The organism is Bacteroides sp. OM08-11, assembly GCF_003438665.1.
GTDB classification, from domain to species: Bacteria; Bacteroidota; Bacteroidia; order Bacteroidales; family Bacteroidaceae; genus Bacteroides; species Bacteroides cutis.
In genome coordinates, this window is sequence record NZ_QSTJ01000003.1 from 19,848 (window position 1) to 39,847 (window position 20,000).

The following is a 20,000-nucleotide window of genomic DNA, read 5'->3' on the forward strand; positions in this document are numbered from 1 at the left end:
GCACGCAATAATTTTTAAACGCATAGCCCTATGTCATTTATTGCTGATAAGATTGTAATGGATGGATTGACTTACGATGATGTTTTGTTAATCCCTGCTTATTCTGAAGTACTTCCCAAAACTGTCGAGCTCACGACAAAGTTTTCACGAAACATTGAGTTAAAAGTCCCGTTTGTAACAGCCGCTATGGATACGGTTACCGAAGCAAAGATGGCTATTGCCATTGCTCGTGAAGGTGGTATCGGCGTTATTCATAAAAATATGTCTATTGAAGAGCAGGCGCGTCAGGTTGCTATTGTGAAACGTGCTGAAAATGGTATGATTTATGATCCGGTAACTATCAAGAGAGGGTCCACGGTAGCTGATGCTTTGGCTTTGATGGCTGAGTATAAGATTGGTGGTATCCCAGTGGTGGATGATGAAAAATATTTGGTGGGTATTGTTACCAATCGTGATCTGCGTTTTGAGAAAGATATGAATAAGCGTATTGATGAGGTAATGACTAAGGAGAATATAATTACTACCAATCCTACTACAGATATGGAGGCTGTTTCTCAAATTCTGCAAGAACACCGGATTGAAAAATTACCGGTAGTAGATAAGGATAATAAATTGGTAGGATTGATTACTTATAAGGATATTACTAAAGCAAAAGACAAACCGATGGCATGTAAAGACAGTAAAGGTCGTCTGCGTGTTGCTGCCGGTGTCGGTGTAACGGTTGATACGCTTGATCGTATGCAGGCTTTGGTCGATGCAGGTGCAGATGCAATTGTTATTGATACGGCTCACGGACATTCTGTTTATGTAATTGAAAAATTGAAGGAAGCCAAAAAACGTTTTCCAGGTATTGATATTGTCGTAGGTAATATTGCTACTGGAGAAGCTGCCAAAGCTTTGGTAGAGGCTGGAGCTGATGGTGTAAAAGTGGGTATCGGTCCAGGATCTATTTGTACGACTCGTGTGGTTGCCGGTGTTGGTGTACCCCAGTTGTCTGCCGTGTATGATGTAGCCAAAGCATTGAAAGGTACAGGCATTCCTCTGATTGCTGACGGTGGTTTGCGTTATTCCGGTGATGTGGTGAAAGCTTTGGCTGCTGGTGGTTACAGCGTAATGATTGGTTCGTTAGTTGCCGGAACAGAAGAGTCTCCGGGTGATACAATTATTTTTAACGGTCGTAAGTTTAAATCTTATCGTGGTATGGGGTCTTTGGAAGCAATGGAGAATGGATCAAAAGATCGTTACTTCCAAAGTGGAACAAGTGATGTAAAGAAGTTAGTTCCGGAAGGTATTGCTGCACGTGTACCTTATAAAGGTACTTTGTATGAAGTTATCTATCAGTTGGTAGGTGGTCTGCGTGCAGGTATGGGCTATTGTGGTGCTGCCAATATCGAGCAGTTGCATAACGCCAAGTTTACTCGTATTACCAATGCTGGTGTGCTGGAAAGTCATCCGCACGATGTAGCGATTACGAGTGAAGCCCCGAACTACAGCCGTCCGGAATAAACATATTTTGTAGACATGAGATAAATGCCCGGGGAGTGTATTATGCTTTTCGGGCATTCTTTTGTTTTCAGACAAAAAAATTATGGTAAGAACAAATTTGACAATCATACTTCTATTGCTGGTAAGTACTATAGTTGCGCAGCAAGATCCGGTAATGATACGTATCGACGGGAAAGATGTACTACGTTCAGAGTTTGAGTATTTTTATAATAAAAATAAGTCAGGTTCTGATTTAGAGAAGAAAACGCTAGATAAATATGTCAATTTGTTCGTGGACTTCAAGTTGAAAGTCCGGGCAGCTGAAGATGCTGGTTTGGATACTGTGGCGTTGTTTAAGAAAGAACTTGAAGAATATCGTCTACAATTGATTAAATCGTATCTCACCGATAGGGAGGTCACGGAGAAAGAAGCCCGTTACTTGTATGATAAAATGAAGGACAATCACCGTGCTGGTCAGGTACATGTGGCACATATTTTTAAGTATCTTCCTCAGAATGTAACTAGTATCACTCTTCGTGAAACTGAGATGCAGATAGATTCTGTTTATAAATTCCTGCAAAAAAATAATACGGATATGGCTTTTAAAAATTGTGTGGATAAGTTTTCCGATGAAAAGCAGACATTCTGGATGAGTTGGTTACAGATGCCGATAGAGTTTGAAGATACCGTATTCAGTTTAAAAGTCGGTGAGATATCACGTCCTTTTTATACTCCTCAGGGTATTCATATTGTAAAGGTACTTGAACGGAAAGAAATACCTTCGTTTGAAACTGTCAAAGATGAAATTATCCGGAGGAGGACACACCATTATAATATAGATAAAGGTACAAGGGCTTTTGTGGAAAAGTTGAAAAAGGAATACCGTTATACTCCTGATAAATTTAGTATCGATGAACTGATGACCCAAGGATCTACTGTCCGGACTTTGTTTACTCTCAATGGGAAAAAATATACAGGTAAGGAATTTTCTCATTTTGCCATGACCTATCCGGCAGGAGTACGTAAGCAACTGGAAGGTTTTATTATGAAATCTGTTTTAGATTATGAAAACTCGCGTTTGGAACAGAAATATCCGAATTTGTGTTATCAGGTATTGGAATATCGGGATAATCTTTTATTAGATAGAATTACTGAACAAGAAATTGAACGACGTGCTTTGACTGATGAGTACGGTTTACAGGCGTATTTTAATAAACATCGTTCTAACTATCAATGGAAAGAACCCCGTTACAAAGGTATTGTATTGCATTGTACCACTAAACGTATTGCTAAGCAAGCCCGTAAATTTCTGAAACATTTGCCAGAGAATGAGTGGAAAGATGCTATTCGGTTAACTTTTAATGCTGGCTCTCAACCTCAGATACAATTGGAACAAGGGGTATTTACTATGGGTGATAATATCTATGTTGACGATTTAGTGTTTAAAAAGGAGGATGCTACTCCTGTAATGTCATTCCCTTTTACTGCTGTGTTAGGTAAAAAAGTAAAAGGGCCGGAAGATTATCAGGAGGTACGTAAAGTTCTTATTGCCGATTATCATAACTATCTAGAGGGGCAGTGGATGAACCGATTACGTACTAATGCTAAGGTTGAAATTAACCAAGAGGTTTTAAAAACCGTTAATAATCACTGATGCAACCAATTAAAGCACTATCTTCGTACCTTAAAATATAGTAAATATCAGTAGATAATGCGAACAACCTGTATTGGGCTTTTAATTCTTCTTCTTTGTGTTGCATGCAAGGAACAACATGACCACGAGGGACGGACACCTTTGGTGGAGTTGGACGGTAATTTTCTTTATCGAGAAGACTTACAATCGGTACTTCCTGATGGATTGACGACGGACGACAGCCTGTTGTTTGCCGAACATTACATCCGTAATTGGGTGGAAGATGTTCTGCTCTACGAAAAAGCACGGAGTAATATCCCTAATAATGGTGAGATAGACAAGTTGGTGGAAAATTATCGTAAGGCTTTGATTATGCATACTTATCAACAGGCATTGATACATCAAACTCTTTCCGGGGAGATATCCGAACAGGAACTGATTGATTATTATACTAAGAATCATGTGCTTTTCAAGGTAGAACGTCCGTTAATGAAGGGATTATTCATCAAAGTTCCGTTGACGGCTCCTCAGTTGGGTAATGTACGGCGTTGGTATAAGACTGAAAATCGTGAGGCGGTGGAACATTTGGAGAAATATAGTTTGCAGAATGCTGTGAAGTATGAATATTTTTATGATAAATGGGTGCCGATGGCTGACGTGCTTGACTTGATGCCGTTGAAAGCTGCCGATACCGAAGAATATTTGGATAAAAACCGCCATGTAGAATTGAAAGATACAGCCTTCTATTATTTTCTGAATGTGAGTGATTTTCGTCGGATAGGAGAACAGGAACCGTTTGAATTTGCACGTGCGCAAGTGAAGGATATGCTGCTGAATATGAAACAAGTGGAATTTATGCAACAGGTAAAGAACGACTTGTATCAACGGGCGGAGAAGAAAAATGAAATTAAATATTATTAGTATAAGACACCAAGAATGAGAAAGTGTATGAACTTTAAGTTTGTAGTTTTATTTGCCTTGACACTGTTAGCCGGTACTACCGTTTATGGACAAGACAACGTGATTGACGAGGTAGTTTGGGTAGTAGGTGATGAGGCTATCTTGAAGTCTGAAGTAGAAGAGGCGCGTATGAGCGCTTTGTATGAAGGACGTAAATTTGATCGTGACCCCTATTGTGTGATACCGGAGGAAATAGCGGTACAGAAATTGTATCTGCATCAGGCTGCACTCGATAGTATTGAAGTTTCCGAAAGTGAGGTTATTCAGCGTGTGGACTACATGACAAATATGTATATTGCCAATATCGGTTCGCGCGAGAAGATGGAAGAATACTTTAACAAAACTTCCAGCCAGATACGTGAAACTTTGCGCGAGAATGCTCGTGAAGGGTTGAAAGTACAAAAGATGCAACAGAAACTTGTAGGGGAAATTAAAGTGACTCCGGCCGAGGTACGCCGTTACTTTAAAGATTTGCCACAGGATAGTATCCCTTACATTCCTACTCAGGTTGAAGTACAGATTATCACTCAGCAACCGAAAGTCCCTTTAGAGGAGATAGAAGATGTAAAGAGACGTCTGCGTGAATATACCGATCGTATCAACAAGGGAGAAACTAGTTTCTCTACATTAGCACGTCTTTATTCAGAAGACCGTGGGTCTGCCATGCATGGTGGTGAAATTGAGTTCTCCGGACGTGGTATGCTCGATCCGGCTTATGCAAATGTTGCTTTCAACTTGCAAGACCCTAATAAAGTGTCTAAGATTGTTGAGTCTGAATACGGTTTTCATATTATTCAGTTGATAGAGAAACGGGGAGACCGCATTAAGACCCGTCACATTTTGCTGAAACCGCATATACCGGAGGAAGCATTAGAGGCTGGTAAGGCTCGTTTGGATTCCATTGCTGATGATATCCGTAATGGCAAGTTTACTTTTGAAGAAGCTGCATCTGTGCTTTCACAGGATAAGGATACACGCAATAATCATGGCTTGTTGCCTAATCCTAATACCAATACTTCTAGATTTGAAATGCAGGAGCTTCCCCCTGAAATAGCTAAAATGGTAGATAAGATGAAAGTGGGTGAGATTTCTGAAGCTTTCGTGATGATACCGCAGAAGACGGGAAAGGAAGAGTGCGTTATTGTGAAACTTAAAAGTCGTACCAACGGTCATAAGGCTACCATTTCTGAAGATTATCAAAATCTGAAAAATATCGTATTGGAAAAACGCCGTGATGAAATGTTGGATAAATGGATACGTGAGAAACAGAAGCATACTTATGTCCGTATCAATGAGAATTGGAGAAACTGTACATTCAAATATCCAGGATGGATAAAAGACTGATATTTTCTGTTTTATACTTGTTCTGTGTGTGCTTGTTGAGCGCACAGGACAAGAAAAAAGAGCCTGAAAAGAAAAAAACGCGTGTTGATTTGCTCTATGCCGACGAAGCGCGGGCAGACAAACAGTTTCGTCCAGATGTACAAGTGCTTATCGGGGCGGTTAGGTTGAAGCATGACAGCATGTATATGTTTTGTGATAGTGCATTGATTTATGAGAAAATCAATTCTGTCGAGGCGTTTGGTAATGTACGTATGGAGCAGGGAGACACCTTGTTCATATATGGTGATTACCTGTATTATGATGGTATGTCTCAGTTGGCCATGTTGCGTGAGAATGTACGTATGATTAATCGTAATACTGAACTTACTACCGATAGTTTGAATTATGATCGTCTTTACAATTTGGGGTACTACTTTGATGGTGGTACGCTTACAGATGAAGAGAATGTATTGACTTCAGAATGGGGTGAATATAGTCCGGCAACTAAATTATCAGTATTCAACCATGACGTAAAGTTGGTAAATCCCAAGTTTGTTTTGACTTCGGATACATTGAAGTATAATACAGCTTCTAAAATAGCTACTATCCTTGGTCCTTCGGATATTGTTAGTGACAAGAATCATATTTACTCGGAACGTGGAATATACAATACCATTACAGAACAAGCTGAACTTTTAGACCGTTCCGTGTTGACCAATGAAGGTAAGAAACTCACAGGTGACAGCCTTTTCTATGACCGTAATCTGGGTTATGGTGAAGCTTTCAATAATGTGCAGATGAACGATACGGTGAACAAAAATATGCTTACTGGTAATTATTGTTTCTACAATGAACTTACTGGCAATGCTTTGGCAACTCAGCGTGCTGTTGCTATTGATTATTCTCAAGGTGACAGCCTTTTTATGCATGGAGATACATTGCGGTTGGTTACTTATCATTTGAATACGGATTCTATGTACCGTGAGATGCGGGTTTATCATAAAGTTCGCGCCTATCGTACAGATGTACAGGCTGTTTGTGATTCTTTGGTGTATAATTCCCAAGATTCCTGCATGACGATGTACACCGATCCGGTTATTTGGCATGGTGCGCAACAATTGCTTGGTGAAGAAATTAAAGTTTATATGAACGACAGTACCATTGATTGGGCTCATATTATTAATCAGGCTTTGGCAGTAGAGCAAAAAGACTCTATACACTATAATCAAGTTACTGGTAAGGAAATGAAGGCCTACTTTATAGCAGGTGAGATGCGTCGTGTGGATGTAAATGGTAATGTTCTTATCATATTCTATCCGGAAGAAAAAGATTCTACAATGATTGGTATGAACTATGCTGAAGGCAGCTTTTTGCGTATTTATCTCAAAGATCGTAAAATGGAGGAAGCTGCCCTCATCGGTAAGTCTAATGGTATTTTATATCCTATGGATCAGATACCGGCAGATAAAATGAAACTGCCTTCTTTTGTGTGGTTCGACTATATTCGTCCGCTCAATAAAGAGGATATCTTTGAGTGGCGGGGTAAAAAAGCAGGTGAAACTTTGCAGAAAAGTGATAGGAAACCTGTCTCTTCGCCAAGAGACATGCATATTAAACGAACTAAAAAGTAATGCTATGGGAATGTTTACAATGCGGAAGCCTCGTGGCTTTAATCATTCATACATTTATGTGGATGAGCGAAAAGAGAAGTTGGCAAAGATGGAAGAAGATGCTAAGCGTGAATTGGGTATGATACCAGAGAAAGAGTTTTCTCCGGAAGATATCCGAGGAAAGTTCGTTGAGGGTACCACTCATTTGAAACGTCGCAAGGAAAGTGGACGTAAGCCTGTACACTTGGGTGTTATTTTGGTTATCATAGCCTTATTAGGATATCTATGGTATGCTATCGCGAGCGGACTTCTCTAAGTTCCCATATCTTATATCTTATATTTTAACTTAATTATGAGCGATATCATTCATTTGCTGCCCGATTCGGTTGCTAATCAAATTGCTGCCGGAGAGGTTATTCAGCGTCCGGCATCTGTTATTAAAGAATTGGTAGAAAATGCGATTGATGCCGAAGCACAAGAAATACATGTATTAATAACTGATGCGGGAAAGACCTGTATTCAGGTGATAGATGATGGTAAAGGGATGTCTGAGACTGATGCTCGTCTCTCTTTTGAACGTCATGCCACATCCAAAATTCGTGAGGCCTCGGATTTGTTTGCCTTACGTACGATGGGATTTCGTGGGGAAGCATTGGCATCTATCGCTGCTGTGGCGGAAGTAGAGTTGAAAACTCGTATAGCCGATGAGGAATTAGGGACACGATTAGTAATAGCCGGTTCAAAAGTGGAGAGCCAGGAAGCGGTTTCTTGTCCGAAAGGTAGTAATTTCTCTATCAGAAATTTGTTTTTTAATATCCCGGCACGTCGAAAATTCCTGAAAGCTAATTCAACGGAGTTGAGTAATATTCTTATGGAGTTTGAACGTATTGCTCTGGTACATCCTGATGTTGCTTTTTATTTGTATAGCAACGATACGGAATTATTCAATCTTCCCGTCATGCCTTTGCGTCAGCGTATTCTTGCTATCTTCGGAAAGAAACTGAACCAGCAACTGCTGTCTGTTGAGGTAGATACAACGATGGTTAAGGTTTCCGGTTTTGTCGCTAAACCGGAAACTGCTCGTAAGAAGGGAGCACATCAATATTTCTTTGTGAATGGTCGCTATATGCGTCATCCTTATTTTCATAAAGCTGTGATGGATGCATATGAACAGTTGATACCTGCCGGTGAGCAAATTTCCTACTTTATTTATTTTGATGTAGACCCTGCTAATATAGATGTAAACATTCATCCCACAAAGACTGAAATCAAGTTTGAGAATGAGCAAGCCATTTGGCAGATCGTTTCAGCGGCAGTTAAGGAATCATTAGGGAAGTTCAATGCTGTACCTTCCATTGATTTTGATACGGAAGGTATGCCGGATATTCCTGCATTTGAACAAAGTCGTCCGATAGAACCTCCTAAAGTACACTATAATACGGATTTTAATCCTTTTAAAACCTCTTCTGCGTCAGCATATGGAGGAGGTTACTCTCGACAGAATGTGGAATGGGAAGGATTATATTCTGGCCTGGAGAAAGCCAGTAAAATGAACGAGCCTATGGAGGCATCGTTTGATCTTGAAGAAACCCCTCTTGCAGAAAGACCGGTGGAGATAATTCCTCAACCCGTTTCTTCACTGTATGCCGGTGAAGCATCTACTGTAGAAAAAGGAGCACAGCATTTACAATTCAAAGGCCGTTTTATACTTACGTCTGTTAAATCCGGTTTAATGTTAATAGACCAACATCGTGCACATATTCGGGTGTTATTCGATCGTTATATGAACCAGATACGCCAAAAACAAGGGTTTTCCCAAGGGGTGTTATTCCCTGAAATAGTTCAATTGCCGGTTTCGGAAGCAGCTGTGCTCGAAAGCCTTTTCGATGATTTGGCGGCAGTAGGGTTCGATCTAAGCCCATTGGGTGGGGGAAGTTATGCCATTAATGGTATTCCTTCGGGAATTGAAGGTCTAAACCCGGTGGAGCTTGTTCGTAATATGGTACATACAGCTATGGAAAAAGGTAATGATGTAAAAGAAGAGATACAAACTATTCTTGCATTGACTTTGGCACGTGCGGCTGCTATTGTTTACGGACAAGTATTGAACAATGATGAAATGTCCAATTTGGTGGATAATCTTTTTGCTTGTGCCACTCCTAACTATACACCCGATGGACGTACGGTTCTCGCTACAATCAAAGAAGAAGAAATCGAGAAGCTATTCTCAAAATAAGAGAAATCATAAAAAAAAACTCTTTTTCTAAAACCTTTTAGTTTCGATGGTGTTAATTAATCAGATTGAATGATAAAGAATTTAATTAACCACTTAACTATTTGAGGTATATGAAAAAGATTCTAATGTTGCTGGCTTTAGCCGGCGTATCTTCTGTTGCTATGGCGCAACAAAAGCCTGTTGTTGTAGAACAAATTGACGTTATCCAATTGCAGGATAAATATCAAGTAATCACCAATCCATTCTGGAGTAATTGGTTTTTCTCTATCGGGGGAGGTGCCTCGGTTATGTATGGAGATAATGACCAACAATTAGGCAGTTTTGGTAAGCGCATCAGTCCGACGATGAATGTTTCCGTTGGTAAATGGTTTACTCCTGGTTTAGGACTGCGTTTGCAATATAGTGGTCTTCAGGTAAAAGGTTTCACAATGGATCCTTCAGCTGATTATGTAAGAGGAACTCAGCGTAGTAATGGTTCCTACAAACAACGTTTTGATTACATGAATTTCCATGGTGATGTAATGTTTAACTTGAACGCACTTTTCGGTGGTTATAATCAGTATCGTGTATATGAGATTATTCCTTACTTAGGTGCTGGTATCACTCATAATTATACAAAGCCTCATCGCGAAGCCTTGGCGATAAACGCCGGTATTATCAATCGCTTCCGTATTTCGAATGCGATAGATATTAATCTCGAACTGAGTGCGATGGGAGCAGAGGATAAATTTGATGGAACAGTTGCCGGAAAGCGTGGTTATGACGGTGTATTTAGTGCAACTCTTGGGTTGACTTACCACTTCCCGAAACGTGGTTTTAACCGTCCGACACCACAATTGGTTTCTGCTGTGGAGTTGGCTGCAATGCAACAAGAAATTGCTAATATGGCTGCTGCAAACCAACAATTGAAGTCGGCTTTAACTGCTGCTGAAAACAGGCCGGTAGAGGTTTCTGAAATGGAAGTTGTTGTTACTGATCCGGATATTGCACCGCGTACTGTATTCTTCAATATAGGTTCTGCCGAAATAACTCCACGTGAAGTTATGAACATTTCTTATCTGGCAAAACAGATGAAGGAATTCCCGAATGCAACTTATACAGTAAACGGTTATGCTGACTCTGCAACAGGTACTCCGACATTCAATCAGGAATTGAGTTTGAAACGTGCACAAGCTGTAGTGAACGTATTGGTGAAGGATTATGGTATTTCTGCTGACCGTCTGAAAGTAGCTGCCGGTGGCGGTGTAGACAAGTTTGGACAACCTATTTTAAATCGTGTGGTATTAGTAAAATCCGCTAATTAAAATAATTAGTCTATATAAAAAAATCCCCCAAGAGTTTGAGAAATCTCACTCTTGGGGGATTTTGAGTTTAGACTTTTACGATATAAACTAAGGAAACATGTATTTCTTATTTATCTCTAAAAGTACAATCAGTCATTTTTTAATAAAAAAATTATTCTAAAGCATAATTCATTCCTAAATTGAATTCTGCAATTTGTAAGGTACTACTTGCCGATTCCCAGGCAGAATATTCAATTTTGACATATCTATATGTACTTGTAGTGATAGGATAATTAATGTTCTGCGTCTTATTAAGAGTTATCTCATTATCTATTTGGGTGAACGTACTACCGTCATTACTACCATGAATTTTTACTTTAGAAACTCTTAAGCCGGAAGTTGTATTGTCGCTTCTGTGTCCGATATAGAAATAATTAAACTTTTGTTGCTCTTTCATATCCACTATGAAATACAAAGAACCACCGGGGGTTTGACTAAAAGTGACACCTTTGTATTTACCGGCATTTGGAGCAAAGCTCGATTTTTCGGCTTTTAGTATTGCGAAATATGTTTTACTGTTACCGTCGAACATAGCTTCCGGTTCTCCGGTTTGTCCGGGTAGATTGTTGTTATAATCACCTATATAATTTAATGTTCCTCCAGTGGATAATGTATAATTTGTTGATGTAGACACCTTCCAATCTTTACGATCGAATAGGATATTGTTTTCTATGGTAATTGTAGCGGTAGTGGTTACATTACTGCCATCCGTTGTCGTTATATTGATCGTAGCATTACCACCGGTCTTACAACTCAATATGCCATCTGCGCTGATGGATATTATTTTCTCACTACCTTCTGCTACTGTAAATCGTAATGTCTTATAACTTGCATTGGATGGCAGTACGGAAGTGTAGTCATTCAAGTTGAGTGTTTCATTCATACGGATACTTACGGGGATATTGTCGGTAATGATTTCAGTTACCATTGTAGGAGGTGCAGGTGCTTGTATTACACTGATCTCTGTTTGATGCTTGTCATCGTAGCATAAAGTGAATTTTGCTTCTCTTTCTTCTATAAGTTCCGATTCTTCGACTTCAATTTTTAAAACATTTAGTTTTTTTTCTTGATCATAATCAATATATCCGGAAGCCCATAATTCATGGCTGACAACATATACGACTGAAGCATCCAATCCTGGAGCTAGTGTATAGTCACAAGATAGATCACCCCCCCTGTAGCCGATAGTCAAAGGATCAGAGGGTACAGTCACCCAGTTGTCGGGTACAGTAACATCTTTATCGTCATCGTTACATCCTGTAATGGAAAAACACATAAAAAGTAACAGTAACATAGTTGTAGTTACGTTCATTGCATATTTCTTATTCATAATTTTTAAACTTAATAGTTATAACTTTATTTTTCTAATTCTGTTATTTGTTCTTATAAGATTCCCAGTTATTATCTGTTATCAGATATAAATCGGCGGGAGCTTTCTTGGGATAGTTTTGGGCTTTGATTTCTGCAATCAGGGCATCAATCTGTGCTTGCGTGATTGTGAATTGTTTTTCTCCATAATCTTTCAGTTTCGTGCTTACCGCAGTGAGGAAGCCCATATCCTTGAAATAGCCGGTAAAGTCAATTCGGGCCATTCTACATACTTGTCGTACAAAATCCAGCTGATAGACACCATGAGTCATGCTTTCTGCATCAGTAGCAAGGGAATTTTCACCACGATAGTATTCATACAAGTCCCGATAGAAGTCTTTTTGTCCTAATGCATCAATCATATATAGTTTCAATTGCCAGAAGGGAACCAGTTTCTCATAACAATGGTTATAGGTATCATCCGAATAACCAACACAATGAGGGGTCTTGTTATCTTTGAATAGAGTAATTGCACTTTTATAAAAACCGTTACCATTATTCTCTTCGATAAGATAGGAGGTTCCTGTCAATTCCCAACGTACATATGTAGACATGATGTTGTTGGTCACTTCAGTCATACCAGCCCATTTCAAACCCGGACGTGTTTGATTACAATGCCCTACTTCATGTGCAGGTCCCCAACAACGTACTCCAAACCGTGCCGGATTACAGAATATTTCGGCATAGCTGTTGGAGTTTCCCACACTATATACGGTACGGTAATCACTGGCATTGGGGCTTGTTGCTTTATAGTCAATACAGAGGTGCATACGGTTGTTGAACTCCTTATGATATTTGAATAGTCCCATGAAATCCCATTCCAGCTCAACCAGCCGATCTGTGTTCGCTACCGTTTTGGTAATTTCTGTATTCGCAGCTCTGAAGTCTTCTACTTTCCACGTAATGTGTGAGTATTTGCCTAATATATCTATATCTTGATATTGAGCTTTATTGAGGATATTTTTCCAGTCGTTTTCCGTATTCTTCTGAATATCGAAGTAGCCGTTTACCTTCCCTGCCCCGAAATGTACTTGCACGGTCTTTGCCTTGATAATTTGCTTTTGGGCTTCTGAAGCTTGATCTGCCAATAATGGAATATCGTCTTCCACATGGTTCAGGATATAAATGAGACCACCAATTTCTACCGTTATTTCGTTATATCCTTCTTTAAGCTCATAAGTCTTACTGTTGGAATAACCACCGTTCAAGTCTTGGATCAACATCGATATTTTTCCGCCTTCATAAATCTCTCCCACAAATATAGGTAAGGTTTCGCCTGCCTTTGCATAGATGCCTGTAGGGTTATCACGCAAACTGTATTTGTTCGTCTTATTTTTAGTTGCCATGATATCCGGTTTCTGATAAGGACGGTAACTGGCTGAGCGATAAGACGTGTCGTACTCTCCTTTTAATAGGGCAAGCCCTAACTCTTTCAGATACTTGTTGGGCAGTTGTTTGATATTGTTTTCAGTTAGCCCTTCCTTAAGTTGCAGACCCATTTTATCTGCGAAGACAGAAGAACCGTCAAACTTATTGTTACTGGCTTCAAAAAACTCCATTTCAGCGCAACTAACCCGGTCCTGATAGGCTTTGGTGATAACAAATCGAACTTTCTTTACCTGTTTGATACCGTTTGCCAGTGTAATCGTGAATGGAGTAAACACTCCGTCGCCACGCTCATAACTGCCTATAGAGGTGAAATCATCCGGTTTGTCGACAGTAGATATTTCTACAGAGAACTTATCGAACGCTCCCCAGTAATTGTAGGTTTGCCGTGGCGTATAGACAATATAATCTAGAGTATGCCCGGTTTCCAATTCGTAGGTGATGTGGAACGGATAATTGACAGCTCCAAATTTAGAATTGAAGTAAGTGTTTTTATTACCATCATAAGACATTTTTAGAGTCAACGGGTTTTGGGTCGTTTCGTCTTTTTTGTCTGTTTCTTCAGAATCTGCTATTGCACCGATTATTTTGATAGTCTGATCTGCTGAACTGGGTGCAGCTTCTTGCGAAATGGGAAGATTACACTTATGATTATCGTCATACGTTAAAGTCAATATTGTATTTCTCGGTTTGTTATTCCATGAACGTTCACATAGAATTTTTAGTTTACCATTTTCAAGGTTAACTGTAATCCAGTCCTTCCCTTGCTGGGAAAGAGTAGAGGTTACCTTGGCGGCATCCAATCCTGTACCGAGTATAGCATCACGACTTTCCGTTCCTCCCTCAAAAGAGAAGCTCAGAGGCTCGGTAGATATATTTATCCAGTTCTCAGGAAACACCTCACCGTTGTCATCGCTACACGCCATAAGAGGAAATATATAAAGTAGTATCCATAAAAAGAACTTTGTATAGCTCCATTTACTTCTTATGGTATATTTATTCATATTATTCATGTTTCTGCTATTCTTTGTAGAATTGATCAATATCTGTTTAAGATATAGAGATTTAAGATTTAAAAGAATTGTGTTTCAAAAAGTAAAGGCAAGAGCAGACAAAGAAAAGAGTTTCTGTTCCTGCCTTTACATATTCGTACTATGATTAATTCCACAAAGGATTTTGTACCATTAACTTACTTTTCTGCATTTCATTATAAGGTACAGGATATAGTAACATTGCTTTCTTCCATGGGAAACGGTCTATAACGATACGGTTGTAATATGTACCGGGACCGTCTGCCTCCCGGAAAGTCTTGGCTTGTTTATTGGCACTTTCCTTGAATGCTGTAACTGTAATCTCATTTATATTCATACCGGTACGGATAATAGCTTTATCTTCATTGTCCTTGATCCATCGTCCGGTATTTTCGTCTTTAGACCACCCAGCTCTCATCCAACGGTGCATATCAAAATAATAGTTACCTTCGGCAAACATTTCGACAATGCGTTCTTGATAAATTGCTTCACGTTGCGCATTTTGGTTACCAATAATTCCTGTTTTAGTTCCGTTATCATTCATTTCACGATAACCTGGAATACCGGCACGTTCACGAACCATGTCCAAATATTTAATGATATTACTGTTACTCGGGTCTATTTCATTCAATACTTCCGCATAATAAAGGTAGAAATCTGCCAGACGGAAGTAAATCCACGGACGTCCCCAACTGGTTTTGTTACCATTGTTCTTCATAATATCACGATTATTGAATTTATAGAGTAAATAGCCTGTGCGTGCATTTGTATCATCTCCTTTATAAGAAGATTTTGAAGCGACGCTGAAGTAGGCTCCCCAGTCAGGATAGCTTGAAGGTTGGATGTGCCAACTCTTTCCTTCGTATGTAATGTTGGAGTAGAAACGTGGTTCACGATTGGCATACATATTGAAGATATGCTTGTCTACATGTTTTTTAGTCACCTTCGTATCAATCTCAATGTTGGTACAAGGATTTTGGATGTCACTGAAACCAGTTTCCTTATAACTTCCATTATTTAAACCGTCTTCAATAGTCAGACCGTCCTTGGTGAAGAACATATCTACCAATTCTTGATAAGGACCTACATTACCACCAATAGTACTGGCATAACCCAAAGACCAGGGAGCAGTACGTGGCTCCATTCTGCTTCCTATAGCACTATAATCATTGGTAGGATTAGCCCATAGAATTTCGTCATTGAGCTCCTGGAACAAATAATATACAGACATGTGAGGATCTTCTGTTCCGTCTGGATTTAAGTATTTATATAAACCCATTCCGTGAGAATCGGCAAAATTCAGTAATGCTTCCAGATGTGTTTTGGCTGTTTGCCATCTACTGCGGTCTTCGGGTTCGAATAGTTGTTTACCACTTTTGTCTGTCACCAATAGAGCTTCTGGATAACCGCCATTGAAGAGTGGAGAAGCTGCATATACCCACAAGCGTGCTCTCAATGCCAATGCGGCAGCTTTAGTAGGACGTAACATCTCGGTATAGTTATAACTGTTACCTTGCTTATAGTTGTCGGGGAGCACGTCGCTGTATTCACCTTCAATAATTTGTTCCAACAGACCGTCAATGTACTCTACTGTTTCTTTTACCGATGCACGCGGAAGATCAAGATCGGCGCTTTCGGGATCGGCAATTGTCTGTACGATGGGTACGGGACCATACATCTCAAACAACAGGAAATAGTTATACGCCATCAGGTAGATTACGTCTGCTTTCATACGGCGCATATCTTCTTCAGATCTGTATCCGTCACGGTCACTGGGATCACCCATTGTGGCTGGTGCATTTTCTAGATAAATCATGGCCTGGCGGATTTGTTTATAGCAGGATGCCCAACGATGATAACCTACTTGTGTGGTAAATGTATTTTGTCCATGTTGCAGTACATTGGGATGCGCGCAAATCAATTCACCCGAATATATGGCCCATATATTAGGAAATTCACCCGAATTATTGACAATATCCAGACCTGTTTCCGAATATCGGGGTACAGTAGAGTATAATTCGCCATACCATTGTTTCAAATAAGTATAGTTGGAGAATACCTCTTCCTTGTTTAAGTCTTTGGATAACTCTTTGGAGACATCCAGAAAATCGGAGCAAGAGGAGAAAACGCTTGCTATGGAGGCAACTGCTATTGTATAAATAGTTTTTCTGATATTCATATTCATTGTTTAATTTGAAGGTTAATTAAAAGGTTACATCCAGACCCACGGTCCATGTTGCGCTGATAGGATATCTTGAACCACTGTTTCCTACTTCAGGATCCCATAATTTGATGTCATCAAATAATAAGGCGAGATTACTGCCTTGAACGTAGACACGTAAATTCTGCATTTTCCATTTTTGGATGAGTCTTTTATCGAATTGGTAACCAAGTTCCACATTTTTCAGGCGTAGATAATTCCCGCTACGATACCACCAGGTACTGTTTCTTTCATTATTATCATTCTTGGCAGTATGTAATCTCGGATATAATACATTCATATTGTTCGGATCGTTGGCACTCCAGTGGTCGGCAGCTTCCGCACGTGCGGATGTCTGCGAAACTCCCTGATGGAACGGCATGAAATAACTGTCATTGGCTTTCAGGTTCACCGAACGTCTGCCTGCTCCCTGGAAAAATACGCCTGCATAAATACCTTTGTATTGTACATTGAGACCGAAACCGTAGACGATTTGCGGGTTATTGGGATGTATGCCACTGTAATAGGTCTCGTCCATCTCATCAATTTTTCCGTCATTATTCAAGTCTTTGTACTTGATGTCACCTGGTAGTACCTTATTGACATCGGTAGCTGGAATTCCATTTTTTAATTTGTAGCTATAACTTCCATCGGCTTTTTGGGTAATAATGAAGTCTTGGTTGGTATAGAGTCCGTCGGCTATCAGGATTTTATTGGTTCCGATTGAAGTTCCAGTCTGTGCCAACCATGGGTACTGCTGTGGAATCTCATCTTTTTCTACAATTTTATTTACAGCATAGGTCATATTACCTCTGGCGGACAGAGTCCAGTCACCGATATTATGTTTTATTACAATACTGGCATCAAAACCTTTGTTGGTGGTGATACCGAAGTTCTGCCACGGATTGTTACGGAAACCTGTTGAGGTAGGAACAGTGACACGTTGAATTAGAATGTCTTCACGGCGGTTGTTGAAGTAATCGGCCGTAATGTCTACACGTCCGCGGAACAATCCCAAGTCAATACCGAAATTGGCTTTTTTCTCTATCTCCCATGTCAATGAAGGAGATGCAAAAAGATTTTCGTATACTTTTCCATAATTGTTGGTGACACTACCGCCTGGCCCCGTCAAACCAAGATATGAGTTCCCGCTGTCTGTATAAGATTCTCTGTACATGAAGCGGCTGCTGCTACCAATATTGTCGTTACCGGTCAGACCGTAAGAAGCTCTGATACGTAACTTGTTAATGATATTGAGTATGTTATCTTTTTGCATGAATTTCTCTGCATGTACATTCCATGCAGCTCCCACTGCAGGGAAAATTCCCCAACGGTGACCGGATGCAAAGTTTTCGCTACCGGTAGCGCCAAAACTGGCCTCCAATACATAACGGCTATCAAAGGTATATGTACCGCGTACAACGTAGTTTTGTTTGCGGTAAGGAAGTAATTTTAAACCACCTACATCCTGAGTTCCGTTTGATTTTCTAGAACCTTGATACTGAGTCTCTTTCTGATTATATACGAAAGTACCTGTAACGGCATGTTTTTGGGCAAAGGTACGGGCATAGTTCAATTGTGCTTCAAGATAAATTTTCTTTGTACCACTACTGCCATTGACGGTAGCTTCGCCAAGTGGGCTTCCATCCGCCACTTTTTGTTTAATCAGCTTCCCTTCTTCATCCCTGCCATTGACAAACCATTTTTCCGGGGTCAGAGAACGTTTCATGGTGGAGGTGAAATCTGCATCGAAACTGATACTTCCTTGTGCAGACAAACCTTTAGTAATAAAATCGAGTTCCTGTTTCAGGGTGACTTTACTTTGTAAAGCGGCTGACCACTGTTTGGTGTAACCAGAGTAGTTCAATAGGTTATACGGATTATAACGTCCATCGGCTTCACCGGTAACGGCAGATGCTGTACCGTCTGACCATGTCATCGGGATAAGGTGGGTAGGGAATACCACAATATGTTTGAATATGGACTCTGAAGAACTGCCCGGGTTGTTTTTTGTGCGGTACTGTCCACTCATATCAACAGACAATTTGGTAGTTCGTGTGATATCCATATCCACATTGGAACGCAGATTATAACGTTTCACACCAATGTTGGCATCATAATCGTCTATAGGGTTGGACTTAAAGATACCTTTCTCGTCATAGAAGGCTCCTGAAACAAAAAATCTCGTCTTTTCAGAACCTCCCCGGAAGTTGATTGTATATCGTTGGTTGTGTGTGTTGTCCGCTAATAAGTCGGTCCAGATGGAGTTGGGGTACAAATCACGGTCTGTTCCATTACGATACATATCCAATACTTCTGCCGAATAAGGAGCATTATTTTGCATATAGTTTGTCCAGTCGGGATTTCCGGCGTCATTCCAGGATGCTTCATTCCACAGCGAGAGATAATCCCAGGAGTTCATAAGTTCAGGCATACGGGTAGGAGTAGCAATGCTATATTGTGCATTGAAAGAAACCACTGTCTTTTGAGCACGTCCGCGTTTGGTAGTAATCAACACAACACCATTGGCTCCTTCAGAACCATATACAGCGGTGGCGGCGGCATCTTTCAAAACGGTAAAAGTTTCAATTTCATCTGTATCCAGATCATTCATGGCACGGGGAACACCGTCTACCAATACCAACGGACTTGTGCCACCGGCATAAGAACTTTGTCCACGAATCCAGAAACTGGCATCGTCATTACCTGGTTCACCCGATACCTGGATGGAAATCACACCGGCAATCTGACCACCGATCATGTTGGACAAACTGCGGGTCGGAATTGCTATTTCGGCAGGTTTTATTGTGTTTACTGAGGATGTTACACTCTCCTTTTTCTGAGAACCGTATCCTACGATTACCACATCATCCAAGTTGACATTGGATTCGGACATTGCCACGTTAATTGTGTTTTTATCTTTTACTTTTTGTTCTATACTGTTATAGCCGATATAGCGGAATTCCAGTATTTCTCCTTCATGGGTCTGGATACTATATTTACCGTCAATATCAGTTAGTACACCATTTATGGTACCTTTTACAGTTACTGTAGCACCGATGACCGGTTCTCCTTGCTCGTCGGTGACAAGACCGGTAATGGTTTTGGCTGCTCCTTTTTGGTTACTATTGATTTCTTTGACAGTTAGTACGATCTGCTTTTTCGAGAACTTGAATGTGAGATCGGTAGGTTCAAACATTCTGCGTAATGCCAGACGAATTTCTTCATTCTTGGCTGTCAGACTAACGGGTTGTTCTGTATTTGTTTCTGTTGCATCATAAAAGAACGTATATCCGGAAGCCTGTTCTATCTTTCCCATGGCTTCTTTTAAAGGTATGTTTTTGAAAGATAAGGTGATCTTTTCCGAACCGCTTTGGGCGATTACACCTAGGGAAAAGAAACATGTAATAATTAATAAATAAAGT

Annotated in this window: 12 protein-coding genes; 8 read left to right on the forward strand and 4 right to left on the reverse strand. The window is 40.1% G+C overall.

Annotation, left to right across the window (positions count from 1 at the left end; all coding sequences use genetic code 11):
• Window positions 1–30: 30 nt before the first annotated feature.
• The 8 genes from guaB to DXC10_RS06765 all read left to right on the forward strand — a co-directional run bounded on the left by guaB (window position 31) and on the right by DXC10_RS06765 (window position 10,551).
• The gene (guaB, locus tag DXC10_RS06730) at window positions 31–1,506 is read left to right on the forward strand and encodes an IMP dehydrogenase (RefSeq protein WP_101543518.1); all 1,476 of its coding nucleotides are present in this window, start codon (window positions 31–33) and stop codon (window positions 1,504–1,506) included.
• Window positions 1,507–1,588: 82 nt separating this feature from the next.
• Window positions 1,589–3,139 carry a peptidylprolyl isomerase gene (locus DXC10_RS06735; RefSeq protein WP_117737553.1) on the forward strand — a complete coding sequence of 517 codons (1,551 nt, stop codon included), beginning with the start codon at window positions 1,589–1,591 and terminating at the stop codon, window positions 3,137–3,139.
• Between the two features lie 57 nt (window positions 3,140–3,196).
• Complete coding sequence (locus DXC10_RS06740; protein ID WP_117737554.1) at window positions 3,197–4,039, forward strand: peptidylprolyl isomerase; 843 nt, start codon at window positions 3,197–3,199, stop codon at window positions 4,037–4,039.
• 15 nt (window positions 4,040–4,054) lie between these two features.
• Window positions 4,055–5,422 carry a peptidylprolyl isomerase gene (locus DXC10_RS06745; protein WP_101544200.1) on the forward strand — a complete coding sequence of 456 codons (1,368 nt, stop codon included), beginning with the start codon at window positions 4,055–4,057 and terminating at the stop codon, window positions 5,420–5,422.
• Window positions 5,407–7,032, forward strand: a complete 1,626-nt coding sequence (locus DXC10_RS06750) for an OstA-like protein (protein ID WP_101543526.1) — start codon at window positions 5,407–5,409, stop codon at window positions 7,030–7,032. The genes DXC10_RS06745 and DXC10_RS06750 overlap by 16 nt, the downstream gene beginning before the upstream one ends.
• Before the next feature lie 4 nt (window positions 7,033–7,036).
• The gene (locus tag DXC10_RS06755; RefSeq protein WP_101543529.1) at window positions 7,037–7,327 is read left to right on the forward strand and encodes a hypothetical protein; all 291 of its coding nucleotides are present in this window, start codon (window positions 7,037–7,039) and stop codon (window positions 7,325–7,327) included.
• Between the two features lie 36 nt (window positions 7,328–7,363).
• Complete coding sequence (gene mutL / locus DXC10_RS06760; protein WP_117737555.1) at window positions 7,364–9,247, forward strand: DNA mismatch repair endonuclease MutL; 1,884 nt, start codon at window positions 7,364–7,366, stop codon at window positions 9,245–9,247.
• Window positions 9,248–9,357: 110 nt separating this feature from the next.
• The gene (locus tag DXC10_RS06765) at window positions 9,358–10,551 is read left to right on the forward strand and encodes an OmpA family protein (protein ID WP_187120671.1); all 1,194 of its coding nucleotides are present in this window, start codon (window positions 9,358–9,360) and stop codon (window positions 10,549–10,551) included.
• Window positions 10,552–10,702: 151 nt separating this feature from the next.
• On the opposite strand, the gene DXC10_RS06770 is transcribed toward DXC10_RS06765, so the two are convergent.
• From DXC10_RS06770 to DXC10_RS06785, 4 genes are all read right to left on the reverse strand, one after another.
• On the reverse strand, window positions 10,703–11,920 hold the full coding sequence (locus DXC10_RS06770; protein ID WP_117737557.1) for a discoidin domain-containing protein: 1,218 nt from the start codon (window positions 11,918–11,920) through the stop codon (window positions 10,703–10,705).
• A 43-nt stretch (window positions 11,921–11,963) separates the two neighbouring features.
• Window positions 11,964–14,357 (reverse strand): M60 family metallopeptidase, encoded by a 2,394-nt coding sequence (locus tag DXC10_RS06775; RefSeq protein ID WP_117737558.1) that lies wholly within the window; start codon window positions 14,355–14,357, stop codon window positions 11,964–11,966.
• A 145-nt stretch (window positions 14,358–14,502) separates the two neighbouring features.
• Window positions 14,503–16,554, reverse strand: a complete 2,052-nt coding sequence (locus DXC10_RS06780; RefSeq protein WP_117737670.1) for a RagB/SusD family nutrient uptake outer membrane protein — start codon at window positions 16,552–16,554, stop codon at window positions 14,503–14,505.
• 25 nt (window positions 16,555–16,579) lie between these two features.
• Window positions 16,580–19,894, reverse strand: a complete 3,315-nt coding sequence (locus DXC10_RS06785; protein ID WP_233519886.1) for a TonB-dependent receptor — start codon at window positions 19,892–19,894, stop codon at window positions 16,580–16,582.
• Between the last annotated feature and the right edge of the window lie 106 nt (window positions 19,895–20,000).

Bases quoted from the DNA above. Each gene is read 5' to 3' on its own strand.
- guaB (WP_101543518.1), top strand. From the start codon at position 31: ATGTCATTTATTGCTGATAAGATTGTAATGGATGGATTGACTTACGAT.
- DXC10_RS06735 (WP_117737553.1), top strand. From the start codon at position 1,589: ATGGTAAGAACAAATTTGACAATCATACTTCTATTGCTGGTAAGTACT.
- DXC10_RS06740 (WP_117737554.1), top strand. From the start codon at position 3,197: ATGCGAACAACCTGTATTGGGCTTTTAATTCTTCTTCTTTGTGTTGCA.
- DXC10_RS06745 (WP_101544200.1), top strand. From the start codon at position 4,055: ATGAGAAAGTGTATGAACTTTAAGTTTGTAGTTTTATTTGCCTTGACA.
- DXC10_RS06750 (WP_101543526.1), top strand. From the start codon at position 5,407: ATGGATAAAAGACTGATATTTTCTGTTTTATACTTGTTCTGTGTGTGC.
- DXC10_RS06755 (WP_101543529.1), top strand. From the start codon at position 7,037: ATGGGAATGTTTACAATGCGGAAGCCTCGTGGCTTTAATCATTCATAC.
- mutL (WP_117737555.1), top strand. From the start codon at position 7,364: ATGAGCGATATCATTCATTTGCTGCCCGATTCGGTTGCTAATCAAATT.
- DXC10_RS06765 (WP_187120671.1), top strand. From the start codon at position 9,358: ATGAAAAAGATTCTAATGTTGCTGGCTTTAGCCGGCGTATCTTCTGTT.
- DXC10_RS06770 (WP_117737557.1), bottom strand. From the start codon at position 11,920: ATGAATAAGAAATATGCAATGAACGTAACTACAACTATGTTACTGTTA.
- DXC10_RS06775 (WP_117737558.1), bottom strand. From the start codon at position 14,357: ATGAATAATATGAATAAATATACCATAAGAAGTAAATGGAGCTATACA.
- DXC10_RS06780 (WP_117737670.1), bottom strand. From the start codon at position 16,554: ATGAATATCAGAAAAACTATTTATACAATAGCAGTTGCCTCCATAGCA.
- DXC10_RS06785 (WP_233519886.1), bottom strand. From the start codon at position 19,894: ATGGGAAAGATAGAACAGGCTTCCGGATATACGTTCTTTTATGATGCA.